11 protein-coding genes are annotated in these 13611 nt (G+C 69.0%); 2 read left to right on the top strand and 9 right to left on the bottom strand.

Annotated features, from left to right (window positions below):
• Positions 1-55: 55 nt before the first annotated feature.
• From QF037_RS00665 to QF037_RS00645, 5 genes are read right to left on the bottom strand one after another with little or no spacing between them, the layout of a single operon-like run.
• Positions 56-403, bottom strand: coding sequence for an L-rhamnose mutarotase (locus QF037_RS00665; protein ID WP_307020749.1), 348 nt, complete (start codon positions 401-403; stop codon positions 56-58).
• On the bottom strand, positions 400-2424 hold the full coding sequence (locus QF037_RS00660; RefSeq protein WP_307020746.1) for a hypothetical protein: 2025 nt from the start codon (positions 2422-2424) through the stop codon (positions 400-402). The genes QF037_RS00665 and QF037_RS00660 overlap by 4 nt, the downstream gene beginning before the upstream one ends.
• Before the next feature lie 50 nt (positions 2425-2474).
• Positions 2475-3449, bottom strand: coding sequence for a carbohydrate ABC transporter permease (locus QF037_RS00655; protein ID WP_307020744.1), 975 nt, complete (start codon positions 3447-3449; stop codon positions 2475-2477).
• Positions 3439-4353 carry a carbohydrate ABC transporter permease gene (locus QF037_RS00650; protein WP_307020742.1) on the bottom strand — a complete coding sequence of 305 codons (915 nt, stop codon included), beginning with the start codon at positions 4351-4353 and terminating at the stop codon, positions 3439-3441. The genes QF037_RS00655 and QF037_RS00650 overlap by 11 nt, the downstream gene beginning before the upstream one ends.
• The gene (locus QF037_RS00645; protein ID WP_307020740.1) at positions 4350-5639 is read right to left on the bottom strand and encodes an ABC transporter substrate-binding protein; all 1290 of its coding nucleotides are present in this window, start codon (positions 5637-5639) and stop codon (positions 4350-4352) included. Before QF037_RS00645 ends, QF037_RS00650 begins: the two co-directional genes overlap by 4 nt.
• A 412-nt stretch (positions 5640-6051) precedes the next feature.
• On the opposite strand from QF037_RS00645, the gene QF037_RS00640 reads away from it, so the two are divergent.
• Entirely contained in the window at positions 6052-6804 is a 753-nt protein-coding gene (locus tag QF037_RS00640; RefSeq protein ID WP_307036915.1) for a FadR/GntR family transcriptional regulator, read from the top strand.
• A gap of 427 nt (positions 6805-7231) precedes the next feature.
• Here the strand turns inward: QF037_RS00640 and QF037_RS00635 are convergent, their stop codons facing one another.
• Both QF037_RS00635 and QF037_RS00630 read right to left on the bottom strand, forming a co-directional pair.
• On the bottom strand, positions 7232-7717 hold the full coding sequence (locus tag QF037_RS00635) for an SRPBCC family protein (protein WP_307020738.1): 486 nt from the start codon (positions 7715-7717) through the stop codon (positions 7232-7234).
• 47 nt (positions 7718-7764) lie between these two features.
• Positions 7765-9138: a flavin monoamine oxidase family protein gene (locus tag QF037_RS00630; protein WP_307020736.1), complete on the bottom strand. Its 1374-nt coding sequence runs from the start codon at positions 9136-9138 to the stop codon at positions 7765-7767.
• Between the two features lie 235 nt (positions 9139-9373).
• Here QF037_RS00630 and QF037_RS00625 point away from each other — a divergent pair, with 235 nt between their 5' ends.
• Complete coding sequence (locus QF037_RS00625; RefSeq protein WP_307020734.1) at positions 9374-11572, top strand: MMPL family transporter; 2199 nt, start codon at positions 9374-9376, stop codon at positions 11570-11572.
• 203 nt (positions 11573-11775) lie between these two features.
• Here QF037_RS00625 and QF037_RS00620 read toward each other — a convergent pair whose 3' ends face one another.
• Positions 11776-12477: a FadR/GntR family transcriptional regulator gene (locus QF037_RS00620; protein WP_307020733.1), complete on the bottom strand. Its 702-nt coding sequence runs from the start codon at positions 12475-12477 to the stop codon at positions 11776-11778.
• An 88-nt stretch (positions 12478-12565) separates the two neighbouring features.
• Positions 12566-13609 carry an ABC transporter permease gene (locus QF037_RS00615; RefSeq protein ID WP_307020731.1) on the bottom strand — a complete coding sequence of 348 codons (1044 nt, stop codon included), beginning with the start codon at positions 13607-13609 and terminating at the stop codon, positions 12566-12568.
• Positions 13610-13611 lie beyond the last annotated feature (2 nt).

The raw sequence follows: 13611 nt of genomic DNA, 5'->3' as shown, positions 1-13611 counted from the left end.
TCTCCTTACCGTGTTGCGCAGCGCGTCGCCGGGAGCCGGGCACGCCACCTGCGTCCTAGGAGGGGTCGTCGGATACCGGATCGTCGAGATGCCAGATCTCGGGCAGATCGGTCCAGTAGTTCCCAGGCTTCCGGTCCGGCCAGGGTTCCTGGCACGGATCGGTGAGCTTCCACCACTCTTGAGTCACCGGGTCGGCGGCGATCGCCGCCATATCGGCCTCGAAGTCATCGCCGTGGTACTCGAAGTAGGCGAAGAGGACATCGTGGTGGCGGAAGATGGTGTAGTTGCGCACATTGGCGCGGTGCAGCGCGGCTTCGACGCCGGGCCAGACGACGGCGTGGAGGGTGAGGTACTCCTCGCGTCGTTCGGGACGGAGCCTGATGGTCTGGGCGATCCGCTTCACTTCCCGCCCTCCCCGCCACGCAGGCCGGCGCCGGACCCCGCCGGGGCGTCCGCCGAGAACGGCGTGCGATAGCTGGGTGTCCTCGTCCGCAGCTCCAGCCGGAGCGTGAGCCGGATGCGGGTCGAGGCGGGCAGCTCGACCGTGAGCAGGTGGCTGCCGACGGGCGCCTCCGCTTCGGTGACCGCCGGCTCCCCGTGGCCATAGTCGTACATGTCCCCGACCCACGAGTCGTCCTCGCACGTCGTGTAGCGCACCGAGGCGACGGTGTGTTCGGCGAAGGCACCGGCCTGGACGACGACCGTCCGGGCGCGGTCGGGGGAGAGGTTGACCAGTTCGACGCAGGTCGCCTCGGGGTCGATCGAGGTCACCAGGGCCGCCACCTCGGGCGGCAGGCCCGCTCGGCCCGCCTCGCCGTCGTGGTAGCGCACCCGCGCCTGCTGGAGGCCACCGTTGTAGAGGACCTGGGGACCGCCCCACGTCAGCTGGACCAGCGCCTCGGTGACGACGGGGTTCGACTGCTGCCACAGGTGGATGTCCGCCTCGGGCACGTCGAGGTCGCGGTATCGGTCCATCCGGGTGAGCCGGTGGCGGACCTGGGCCTGAGCCGCGGCGAGGATCCGCTCCGGATAGCCGGGGTCGTCGCCGGCGAGGAAGGCGAACCATGCCTCTTCGTGCCCGGACTCCTCCTTGGCCCGGAAGGACCGTACGGTGCGCCAGTCGATGCCGGAGGCCTCGCGGATCCGCTCAAGGCGGGCGCGATCGGCCGGAGCGGCCGTGTGGTGCCACAGCGCCACCGGTACGGCGGGGGTGACCGGGTTGTGGTCGAACCACCCCTCGTCGTTGCGGCGGAAGGGGATGTGAAGGGTGGGGGTGTCGATGTCCGGTCCGAGCTGGGCGACCCACTTGGACTGGAGGCTGGAGTCGGCCTCGGCGAAGGCCATCGTCGTGCCCTGCTCCAGGAGCGTGTCGAGCGTGGCCCCGACGAAGGAGAGGTGGTCCTCGTCGCCGGTGACCGTGGCCGCGGCCAGCGCCGCGACACAGGCGGCGTGGCCCACGCTGTGCCAGCCGTGCGGCCAGGACCAGCCGTAGTGCCCGCCGTACCAGCGGCCCTCGTGCAGGCTGCCGACGACACCGTCGGGCCCCACGTTGTCCGGGATCATCCCGCCGTTGTCCTCGGCCCGCTTCCGCCACGCGCCGACGTACTCCACGATCCAGTCGCGGTAGCGACGGTCGCCCGACAGGATCCACGCGTTGAGCACGAGCCCGGCCGCGGCGAGGTTGACCGCGGTGTCGCCCACGCCCATCCGCTCGCGCATCTCCTGCCCCAGACGCGGGTCCTCGGACAGCGGGTAGGACGGCGCGTCGTCCGGCAGGATCCAGTCGAGCGGGAAGCCGTAGGTGCGCGCCTCCGACGGCAGCCAGGGGTACGCGTCCCCGTTCGACAGCCCCTGGCGGTCCGGGTCGCTGCCGTTGTGCGGTCGGGTGATGATCCGGTGCTCGGGGTCGTAGTTGCCCTTGGCCGGGTCGACGTACAACTCGGCGAACCGCAGGGCGCGTTCGGACCAGCGTTCCGGATCGGCCATGCACAGGAAGTAGAGCAGGAGCAGGCTCTCGCCCTGGTGGAACCAGTCGTAGCCGCGCTCGAACTCGTCCTGGAGCATGCCCAGTTCGGTGAGCTGGCGGGTCACGCCCTCCCAGTGCCGCTCGCTCGCGGGCAGCAGGTCGTCGGCGCCGCCGAGCAGATAGAGCTGGGGCCAGTTGAAGAACACCTCGTAGAAGTCGTCCACGCCGTCGCGGGTGCTGAGCCGGCCGTTGTACTTCAGGCGTCCGTCGGGGTCGGTGAAGTCACGGGCGAAGCGGCGCCAGGCGTGGTCGAGGAGGTCGAACAGTGCCCGCTGGGAGACGGCCCAGCCGGGAGGTTCGAGCAGCGGCACACTGGCGCGCACCCCGGGGAAGGCGGCGGGGGCACCAGAGGATGTGGCGTCCCCGCCCGACGTGCGGTCGTCAGGGCTGAAGGGCATGAGGGCTCCGTTCGGGAGGGAAGGAGGAGGGCGCGCCGGGTGAGGGGCGGTCAGTCCTTGGTGGCGCCGGCGAGCATTCCCGCGACCAGGAAGCGCTGGGAGAAGAGGAAGACGATCAGCACGGGGGTGATGGCCAGCAGTGTGGCCAGAGCGAGCTGCGGCCGTTCGATGGCGAGCGAGCCGACCGTCGGATTGAAGGAGGGCACATTGCTCAGCAGGCTGCCGATACCGACCTGCACCGGCATCTGGTCGCTCTCGGGGAGCATCACGTACGGCAGGAAGTAGTTGGTCCAGTTGGCGACGAAGCTGAAGAACCCGACGAGCGCGACGACCGGTGCGGCCAGGGGCAGCGCGATGTGGCGGAAGACCCCGAACTCGCTGCACCCGTCGATGCGGGCGGCCGCCAGCAGGTCCTTGGGTACGGCGGTGGTGAAGTAGATGTAGGTCAGATACACGCCGAACGGGTAGAAGGCGTAGGGCAGGATGACCGACCACATCGTGCCGATGAGCTGGACTGCGTTGATCTCCAGGAACAGCGGCACCACCAGCGTCGCGTTCGGCATCAGCATCACGATCAGCGTCGCGACGAGGAGCGTGTGCCGCCCCCTGAACTCGGTCGTCGCCAGCGCGTAGCCGGCCGGTACCGCGACACACAGGGTGATCACCAGGGAGATCCCCGCGTAGAGCGCGGAGTTGCGCAGCCACTGCAGGATCGCGGCGTCCTGGAAGCCGGTCAGCGCGTCCCAGTTGGCCTTGAGCGCGTGCCAGGAACCGAAGGAGAGCGGGTTGCCGTGGACGAGTTGGTGGTCCGTCTTCGTCGCGGCGAGGACCAGCCACAGCACGGGCAGGACGAAGAACAACACGAAGGCCGCGAGCACGATGCCGACCAGCAGCCGGGACGCGTGGCGTCGCACAGGGATCCGGCGTGGCCGGGACGGCGTCGGTGCGGCGTGGCCCACGATGCCGTGACCGGTGCGGGGGCGCGCGTGGGCCGCGGGTGGGTGCGGCTGAGTTCTACTCGGCATCGAAGAATCCCGACCGTGTGACGAAGAGGGCGGCGGCCGACAGGCTGATGAGGAGAAGCTCGACGGAGATGGCCGCGGCTCCGTTGATGTTGTTCATCTGGAAGGCGAAGTCGTAGGAGAGCTGGTTGAGGGAGTAGTCCCGGCCGGCCACTCCGACGCTGGCGAGCGAGAGCAGCTGGGGCTCGACGAAGAGCTGTGCGCCGCCCGCGAAGGCCAGGATCACCATGTAGACGATCCACTTGCGCAGCATGGGGATCTGCACTCGCCACGCGGTCTGCCAGGGGCCGGCTCCGTCGATCCGGGCGGCCTCCATCACATCGTGGGGGATGTTGTTCAGGGCGCCGTAGATGACGACGATCCAACCGCCCGCGCCCGTCCAGAACGCGATGCCGGTGAACAGCACCGGCAGATTGCCCGGAGCGATGACCTCACCGAAGGTACCGTAGCCCAGGAGCCCGAGGAGGGAACTGACCGGGCTCACCGTGGGGTCGAGCATGAACAGCCACACCAGGACGCTCGCGGCGCCGGCGAGCGCTCCGGGAATGTAGAACAGGAACCTCAGTGTCTTCGAGGCTCCCTTCGACGCCATCCGGTGCAGTAGCAGCGCCAGTCCCACGACGAGGACCACGAGCGAGACGAGCCAGAACAGCAGGTACAGGGCGACGTGACCGAGAGCCGGCACGAACCGGAAGTCCTGCGCGGTGGTGACGAAGTTGTCCAGTCCGGTGAAGGCGCCCTGGGCGTTGGTGAAGGCGAACCAGATGGCGTAGCCGGTGGGGACGACACCGAAAGCGATCAGGAGGACGACGTAGGCGGCGACGAAGGCCGCTCCGGCCCGGCTCTGCCGGGAGGCACCGCGAGGGCGCCGCCCGGCGGAGCCGGCCGTCGAGTGGGTGACGGTCACTGCGAGACCTTGTATCCGTTGGACTGGGCGTACTTGACGATGGAGTCCTGCCACGCGGGCAGCAGCGAGACGATGGTCTTGCCCTGCGTCATACCGGGCTTGACCGTGGCGGCCCAGATCGCCTCCTGGCTGAACTGCCCCGAGCCCCACTTGGGCCAGACCTGCGTCGAGGCGTCCTTGAGGACGTTGAGGTCCCCCGCGTAGTAGCCGGAGGCGTTCTGCTGCTTCAGCCAGGCCTCGGCCGCCGACGCGCAGGCGGGGAAGCCGGGAGCCACCTCCCCCTGGTAGGCGTTGTCCGTCGTGACCCAGGTCAGGAAGTCGGTGGCCGCCTTCACGTGTTCGGAGTGCTGGGACAGCAGCCAGGTGCCGCCGCCCACGTTGCCGGTGGACGGGGAGGTCTCACCGCTCCACTGCGGCATCGGGGCTGCCGCGATCTGCTTGGCCGGCGTCTTGAAGGTGCCCTTGAACAGTGCGCCGCCGTACCAGGCGGGGCCGGGCATCATCAGCACCTTGTCGGCCTTGTTCTTGCCGAAGTCGGTACTGAACACACCGCTGATCGACATCGACTTCTTCTTGATCAGTACGTCCATGAGCTGGGCCATCTTGGTGCAGTTGGCGCTCGTGGTGTTCACCGAGACCGCCTTGGGGCCCGTGATGTCGTTGGCGCCGCACTTGCTCGCCCACAGGTAGACCTCGGGCGTGTAGGAGTCACCGGCGTCGCCCACGAGGTAGCCGGGGTGTTCGGCGGCGACCTTCTCGCCGAGTTTCTGGTACTCCTCCCAGGTCGTCGGCACCTGGTAGCCCCACTTCTTCATCAGTGGCGCGTTGTACCAGAGGACGGCCTGGGAGAGGTCGTTGCGCAGGCAGTAGAGCGTGCCGTCCACGGTGCAGACGTCGTTGGCTCCCCTGGCGAACCCGCTGAGGGTGCTCTGGGGGACCAGGCCCTTGTTGAGCGGGGCGACGAACTTGGCGTCGACCGCCCAGGTCACCTCGTTGTTCTGCGAGCTGAAGACGACGTCCGGCCAGCCCTTGCCGGTGCGGTTGAAGAGCTGCACCTTCGTCTGCAGGTAGTTCGACCCGTTGGCGTTGCCGTCGTACGTGACGATCTTCATCTGCACCTTCGGGTGCTGCTTCTGGTACAGCTTCGCGGCGGCCAGGCGGGTCGAGTCCACCCACACCGTGAACGCGCCGTCCTTCTGCGGTGCCTGGGCGAAACCGTCTTTCGTGGTCGTGCCGGTTCCGCTGCCGCCGCAGGCCGTCACGGCGACCAGGACCCCGGTTGTCATACAACCGGCCAGCAGCGCCGACCGCCTCCTGCTCCTCGGGAACGGTCGCCCGCGATCGGTGAACGGCTTCCTTGTGACCATGAGTACTCCACTGCGTTGTGGGCGCCCTGAGCAGAGCGGCGGGGAGGGCTTATGCCGACAGATTTCGGCTTGCGGAAGAAATTAGGCGCCCTATCAGGGAACTGGTCAAGGGGATGTGCAGGCACAATTTTCCGCATCGACACATGCTTATGGGAGGTTCTGTGGCATAATCTCCGGTTTTTTGACTCTCTCGACAAGGGTGGACGGTTGGGTTTCCGGGATGCTTTCCTAAATGAGTACGACTCATTGATGGAGCGAGGGCCTGTAACATGACGAGTGATTGCGAAGCGGATCAGGTGTGCTTCAGGTGCATCGGCAACGGAGGCCGGGGATGAGTGAGACAGGGGGGGCGATGCTTGGGGCAGAGGGGAACGGCAAGTACCGCCCGGGTTACGAACGCGTCGCGGAACAGATCGTCGAGTTCATCGCAGAGTCGCGCCTGACCCCTGGTGACAGACTGCCTACCGAGACCGAATTGGCCGGCCGGCTGGGCACCAGCAGAGCCGTGGTCCGCGAAGCCGTGAAGATCCTTTCCGCGCTCGGACGAGTCCGGGCGCACAAAGGCCGAGGCCTCTTCGTCGCGGACGACGAGGGCATGTTGACGGCGAGTCGTTGGGGAGGCTTCTTCCGGCCCACCGATCTCGATCACATCTTCTCGCTGTTCGAGTTCCGCAGGGTCCAGGAGATGGCGGCCAGCAGTCTGGCGGCGACCCGGGCCACGCCTGCCGAACTGCGGGCCATCGAAGTCGCCGTGGAGACGTGCCGGCACGGCTTCGTCCAGGGGGAGGTGGAGGTGTTCGACCAAGCGGACGACGACTTCCACACCGGGATAGCGGCGGCCTCGCACAACAGTTTCCTCGTCGAGGCCGTGCGTGATGCACGCCGGTTGCAGCGACAGTCCAGCGCGATCGGTATGCATGACGTGCTGAGCGACCATGCCGAGGCTGCGGTCGAGGAACATGCGGCCATCTACGAGGCCATACGGGACGGCCGGCCCGAAGCCGCGGCCCAGGCGACCGCCGTCCACCTGGACAAGACACTCGAGGACTACCGTCGTGCGATCCAGCGGCGGCTGTTCGGATAACTGGTCGGTTCGAGCCGCCCGCGCCGCACCTCGGCCGCAGCCCAGGGTGCACGCTGGACGTCGTGCCGCCCGCGTGACCACGATGTTGTGCTGCTGCACGGGCGCAGGCGTGCGCGAGGTCCAGGCCGCACGGCACCGGCCGACCTGGGCTCAGCCGGTGCCGTGCGGTGTTCGACCTCGCGCCGGAGCGTGGCGGCCTCCGTGTGCTGAGCGTCAAGCCGGGGCATCCGTCCCCTTCGCCGCCGTACGGGTGGCGTCCTCGTGGACCAGCTGCGCGCGCCGACCGCGTGTCGAGGACCGGCAGGTCATGCCAGAAGATCCGTACGGATCTTCTGGCATGACCTGCCGGTCCGTTGTTGGGTCAGGGAGGACGAGCTGCTCCATGCTGTTCGGCAAGGCCGCAGGCCTTGCCGAACAGCGTCGCCGCTCACCGGGCGGTCGTCGAGCTCTCCGAGCGGAGCAACCTGTCGAGGTTGGTCATGGAGGTGCGCATCGCCGACCGCATCGACGGCTCCTGGACGCGGTTGAGCAAGTCCCCCAGCGGTCCCAGCCCGATGGTGTACTCGACCTGGTAGATCATCTCCGTCGTCTCCCGGCCGTCCCCGCTCTGCAACGGCCGGAACTCGAAGACGCTGGTCACGTTGCGGAGCGGGGCGAATCCGGTGCCCGTGTCGACGCGGCGCTTGCAGGGCTCGATCTCTCTGACCGTCCAGACCGAGTCGGTCTTCAGGGGGCCGAGTGTGCGGTTGCGTTCGGCGTAGGTCCGGCCGACCGTGGCGACGCCGTGGTGGTCGGTGACCTCGATCGCTCCGGCGACCCACTCGGCGTATCGGTCGGTGCGGGAGATGACGTCCCAGACGCGTCCCAGGGGTGCGTTGATGACGGCCTGCTCGGTGACGACGTACGTGTTCATTGCGGTGTTCCTTTCTCGATGGTGTCTCTTGTCGGTGCCGCTCGTGCTCAGTCCCGGCCCAGGACTTCGGTGGCGGCGTGCTTGCCGGAGCGGACGGCGCCGTCCATGAAGCCGTTCCAGTACGGGGAGAACTCGGCGCCCGCCCAGTGCACACGGCCGAACGGGAGCCCCATCCACGGCCCGAAGTCGCTGAGCACGCCGGGGGCGGCGACCGACGTCGGGCCGCCCTGGGTCCACTGCTCGGCTGTCCAGTCCTGCTCGACGTAGTCCACGGTGTCGAAGGCCCGGTCCCCGACGACCTGGGCGAAGGAGCGCAGCACCGCTCCACGGCGCTCGGTGGCCGGGCGGTGGGCCCACTTGCGCCATTCCCGGCCGCCGAGGAAGCCCATGAGGACGCCCGGTCCACCGTCGGGCGGGGTGTTGTCGAACATCTCGCGGATGGGGGAGCCGCCGCGCAGCAGACCCATGCCGGACAGACCGTCCTCGCGCCAGAACGGCTTGTCGTAGACGGAGACGCACTTCATGAGGGTGCCGAACGGCAGCCGCTGGAAGAGCTGGTCCTGCTGCGGCGGCAGCAGCGGGTCCCACACGATCCGCGCGGCGAGCACCGGCGGGACGGCGACGATGACCTGGCCGGCCCGCCAGTCTCCGGCGTCGGAGACCACAGTGACGCCCGTGGAATCCTGGCTGATGCGCCGGACCGGGGCGGACAGGTGGACGCGCCCGTCGAGTTCCTCGGCCAGCCGCTGGGCGACGAGCTGCGAGCCGCCGACGAAGCGGCTGTCCTGGGCGCCGCCGGTGGTGCCGGTGCCGCGTTCCATGGTGCCGGGGTGGGTCTCGTCGCCGAAGGTGGCGACGTACCAGAGGCTGAACAGGGCGGAGGCGTCGCGTGCCTCGCCGCCGTAGGCGGAGTTGAGGAACAGGCTGAACATGTCGACGGCGTCGCCGGTGATTTCGGCCTTGCGCAGCCACGTCTCGTAGGTCATGGAGTCGAGTTCGCGGGCGTGCGGGGACCGCCACGGGGCCGCCGGGTCCACCTTGGCCGCCTCCTTGGCGATGCGGGCCAGGGCGATGCCCATGTCCGGCAGGGCGAACAGGTCCGGCGGGGTGTGGCCGGAGTAGCGCTTGGCCTTGCCGTCGTGGACGTAGACGGTCTCGCCAGGGACGGCTGCCCGGTAGGTGGCGACACCGACCTCCTCGGCCAGCGCCAGGATGTGGTCCTGGGTGGGGCCGGCGAACTGCCCGCCGATCTCCGTGACTTGGCCGTCGCCGAGATCGTGGTTGAGCAGTCGGCCGCCGACTCGGTCGCGGGCCTCCAGGACGGCTATGGACTTGCCCTCCGCGACGAGCTGCCGTGCCGCGGTGAGGCCGGCCAGTCCCGCGCCGATGACCACGACGTCCGTGTGCTGCGTGCTGCCCATGATCGCTCCCTGTCCTGGGTGGTACCGGATGCCCCTCACCATACAGACAACCTTGTCGAGTGACACTGTCGCTGGGTCAAGTCGTCTGATTGTGTCGATTGATTTTAAGAAGCCGCAGGTGGGAGGGGTGCAAAGCGGCAATGTGAGCTGAGTCATGCAGTCGACATGTTCAGTCGACTTGAGCGACTGATAAAGTCTGGTGCTCGAACCCCCTCACCGACCTTGGGAGTCAGCCATGGCTGTCCTGCTCCATCGGCTGGGCCACAGTGCCTACCGTCACCGCAAGCTGGTGCTAGGCATCTGGCTCGTCGTCCTGGCCGCGCTCATCACGTGCGTCGGCGTTTTCGGCGGCAAGCTCGACGACCGCTTCACCGTGCCGGGCACCGAGTCGCAGCGGGCGCTGGACACGCTCGGCAGGACATTGCCCGAGGCCTCCGGAGTGGGCGCCGCGATCGTCTTCACCGCACCCGAGGGCCACCGCGTCACCGAAGCCCCCTACAAGGCGGCCATCGCCGGAGTCGAGGCGGCGGCCGCGAAGGCACCCCAGGTCAGTGCCGTCATGGGTCCGCGCGCCACCGGTGCCGTCTCGGCCGACCGGACCACGGCGATCGTGCAGGTGCAGTACTCGGTCCAGCGGGCCGAGGTGGACGCCTCGTCACTGGACGCGATCGAGCGGACGGCCGAGGCGGCCGAGCAGCACGGGCTCAAGACCTTTGTGGGCGGCAGTGCCTTCGGCAGCAACGGCGTCCACATCGGCCCGTCCGAGATCATCGGCGTCGCCATCGCCCTGCTCGTCCTCGTCGTCACCTTCGGCTCACTGCTCGCCGCCGGCATGGCGTTGCTGCCCGCCCTGCTCGGAGTGGCGGTGGGACTGGCCGGGCTGCTCGCCCTCGCCCCGGCGGTCAGCATCTCCTCGACGGCGGTCACCCTCGCACTGATGCTGGGGCTGGCCGTCGGCATCGACTACGTCCTGTTCATCCTCTCCCGCCACCGCCAGCAACTCGCCCGTGGCACGGACCCGCAGGAGTCCATGGCACTGGCCAACGGCACCGCCGGCAGCGCGGTGGTCTTCGCCGGCAGCACCGTGATCATCGCCCTGGCCGCACTCAGTGTCATCGGCATCCCGTTCCTGACCACGATGGGCCTCGGTGCCGCCGGCGCCGTCCTCATCGCCGTCCTCGCCGCGGTCACCCTGCTCCCGGCCATCGCCGGCTTCGCCGGTGCCCGGCTGACGCCCAAGCCCGGCGGCAAGGCGGCTCAGCGCGCCACCGACCCCGACGGGTCCACCGGAAGGGCCACCCTGGGCGCCCGCTGGGTCAAGGCCGCTGTCGCCAAGCCCTTGTTGACGGTCCTGGCCGTCGTGGGCATCCTCACCGCGCTCGCCCTCCCCGTGGCGGATCTGCGCCTCGCCCTGCCGGACAACGGTTCGGCGCCGGTCAGCTCCACCGAGCGCAAGGCGTACGACGTGGTCGGCGACAAGTTCGGGCCCGGCTTCAACGGCCCGCTCCTGGTGCTGACCGAGACCGACGACGGGTCCGGTGCGCGGGCGGGTGCGCAGGCCGCGGAGAAGCTGAAGGACCTCAAGGGCGTCAAGGCGGTGCTGCCGCCCCAGCCCACGCGCGACCCCGCGCAGTCCGTCATCCAGATCATCCCCGAGACCGGTCCGGACAGCGCCCGCACCGACCGCCTCGTCCATGACATCCGCACCGCCGCCCCGGGCATCCACGAGACCACCGGAGCCACCGTCGCGGTCACCGGAACCACCGCCGTCAACATCGATGTCTCCAACCGGCTCAGCGACTCCCTGCTGCCGTTCGTGGCGATCGTCGTCGGCCTGAGCCTGATCCTGCTGACCATGGTGTTCCGCTCGCTGGTCATCCCGTTCAAGGCCGCCGCCGGATTCCTGCTCTCGGTGGCCGCCTCGCTCGGCACGGTCGTCGCCCTGTTCCAGTGGGGCTGGCTGGCCGACCTCTTCGGCCTGGCCCACACCGGTCCCGTCGTGAGCTTCCTGCCGATCATCCTGATCGGGGTGCTCTTCGGACTCGCGATGGACTACGAGGTGTTCCTGGTCTCCGGAATGCGGGAGGAATGGGTCCACACCGGCGAGGCCCGCCGGTCCGTGGTCGATGGCGCGCGGCACAGCGTGCGGGTCGTCACCGCGGCGGCCCTGATCATGTTCACCGTCTTCGCCGGGTTCTTTCCCCTCGACGACGCCCTGATCAAGCCCATCGCCTTCGCGCTGGCCGTCGGTGTGGCCATAGACGCCTTCGCCGTCCGCATGACCCTCGTACCGGCGGTCCTCGCCCTGGCCGGACGACACGCCTGGTGGCTGCCCGCCTGGCTCGACCGTGTCCTGCCCGACCTCGACGTGGAGGGCACCCGTCTCCGCGAGGCCCCCGAGGAGGCGCCCAAGGAGCCCGTGCGGGCCGGCTGACCGCCGCGTACGTATCCAGGCCCCGGCTGGAGGACACTGCCTCCCCAGCCGGGGCCTGGGTCTGTCGCCGACGCCCGCGAAGGCGAATCGGTGTCGATGGGACGGGCGCGACGTCCGTGCCGGCGCCGGTGGACGGATGTGGCCCGCCGCCACCCGGCCGGTGCGTGGGAGGGGGAGACCGGGTGGCGGCGGGGAGCGGGAGGTCAGTCGACGATCGCCGGTATCGGGTTGTCGGTGAGGCTGCTGGCGAGCCACTGCTCCACGGCCGTGATGTGGATGGTCGACGCGGAGACGGCGAGGAGGGCGTCACGCGCTTCCAGCGCGCTGAGGATCTGCTCGTGGTCCTCGTGGGCGTTCTTCAGGGCGTGATCGGCCTGGCTGCCGCGGACGATGCGGACGCGCTGGGTACGGGTGGAGAGCACTTGCAGCAGCATCGACAGCACCGGGTTGCCGACGGCTTCGACGATCCTGAGGTGGAAGGCGATGTCGTGGGCGACGAACTCCTCGACGGTGGTGACGGTCCGGGACCGGTCGAGGATGTTGCGCAGTTCCTGGAGGTCCTTCGGCTTCAGCAGTGTGGCGGCCAGCCCTGTCGCCTGCGGTTCGAGCAGACGCCGTACCTGGAGCAGTTGCAGAGCGGTGTGGCCCTGGGACACGTCGGCGGCGAAGGAGAGGCTTTCCAGCAGGAGATGGGGTTCGAGGCTGGAGACGTAGGTGCCGTCGCCCTGCCGGGTGATCAGGATCCGCATGGCCGTCAGCGCCCGGACCGCTTCCCGCAGGGAGTTCCGGGACAGGCCGAGCTGTCCTGCGAGGACCTCTTCCTTGGGCAGTCGGGAGCCGGGCGCGAGTTCACCGGCGACGATCATCGCCTTGATCTTGTCGATCGCCTCGTCCGTGAGTGCCACGGGGTGCCTCTCTGAGTGGGGGATGTGCCGGTGGGCGGCTCCGCCCGGGTGGGGCCCGGGATGGGCGGAGCCGCCCACCGGCACGTGGCTATTCCTGCTTCTCGCCGGAGGCGAAGCGGGAGATGATCAGGGCGACGATGATGATGGCGCCGTTGAGGAACTGGTTCCACAGCGGGGGTACGCCCGCCAAGGTCATGACGTTCACGACCAGTTGTAGGGTCAGCACACCGGTGAGCGCGCCGAACACGGAGCCCTTGCCGCCGTTGAGGCTGACCCCGCCGATGACGGTCGCGGCGAAGACCTGGAAGATCCAGCCGCTGCCCTGGGTGGCGGAGATGGAACCGTAGTGACCGCTGTAGAGGATGCCGGCGAACGCGGCGAGGACGCTGCCGAGGATCAGGACGATCCATACGATGCGGTCGACGCGGATACCCGCGGTGCGGGCCGCCTCCGAGTTGCCGCCGATCGCGTACAGCGCCCGGCCGTGCCGGAGCCAGGCCAGGGCGCTGCCGCCGATGGCGAAGAGCAGCGCGCACACCCAGATGGCGGCGGGCACGCCCAGCCAGGACGCCTTGCCCAGGTAGGTGAAGGAGGACGGCAGCTCGACGATGGACTGACCCTCGGAGAGGGCGACCTGCAGACCGCGGAGCATGGTCAGGGCGCCGAGGGTGACGATGAAGCCGTTGAGGCGCAGCTTGAGGATGAGGAAGCCGTTGACGGCGCCGATCACCGCGCCGACCAGCAGGCAGAGCGGGACCGCCGTCCACTCGGGAAAGAGGCCGAGCCCGTTGAACCGGCCGCCGCTGGTCGGTAGGACGAGCCACACGGCGATGACGGGGGCCACGCCGATGGTGGACTCGAGGGAGAGGTCCATCCGCCCCGAGATCAGGATGAAGGTGGTGGCGAGCACCAGCAAGCTCAGCTCTGTGGACTGCTGGGCCACACCGATGAGGTTGTCGGCGGTGAGGAAGGCTGGCGAGACGATGAACCCGATCAGGCCCAGGACGAGGATCGCCGGGACCAGGGACAGTTCACGGAAGCGTCCGAGGTCGACCTTGCGGCGCTTGGTGTCCGCGGCGGTCGGCTCAGCCGTGCTCACTGCGGGCTCGGTGAGATCTGTGGTGGCGGACATGA

Source organism: Streptomyces canus (assembly GCF_030815415.1).
GTDB lineage: Bacteria > Actinomycetota > Actinomycetes > Streptomycetales > Streptomycetaceae > Streptomyces > Streptomyces canus_F.
Note: the sequence above shows the minus strand (reverse complement) of the source record. Positions and strands in the feature narration are given on the sequence as shown.

Coding starts and splice junctions, on each gene's coding strand:
- QF037_RS00630 (WP_307020736.1), bottom strand. CDS start 9,138: ATGGGCAGCACGCAGCACACGGACGTCGTGGTCATCGGCGCGGGACTG.
- QF037_RS00625 (WP_307020734.1), top strand. CDS start 9,374: ATGGCTGTCCTGCTCCATCGGCTGGGCCACAGTGCCTACCGTCACCGC.
- QF037_RS00615 (WP_307020731.1), bottom strand. CDS start 13,609: ATGTCCGCCACCACAGATCTCACCGAGCCCGCAGTGAGCACGGCTGAG.
- QF037_RS00640 (WP_307036915.1), top strand. CDS start 6,052: ATGAGTGAGACAGGGGGGGCGATGCTTGGGGCAGAGGGGAACGGCAAG.
- QF037_RS00660 (WP_307020746.1), bottom strand. CDS start 2,424: ATGCCCTTCAGCCCTGACGACCGCACGTCGGGCGGGGACGCCACATCC.
- QF037_RS00635 (WP_307020738.1), bottom strand. CDS start 7,717: ATGAACACGTACGTCGTCACCGAGCAGGCCGTCATCAACGCACCCCTG.
- QF037_RS00655 (WP_307020744.1), bottom strand. CDS start 3,449: ATGCCGAGTAGAACTCAGCCGCACCCACCCGCGGCCCACGCGCGCCCC.
- QF037_RS00645 (WP_307020740.1), bottom strand. CDS start 5,639: ATGACAACCGGGGTCCTGGTCGCCGTGACGGCCTGCGGCGGCAGCGGA.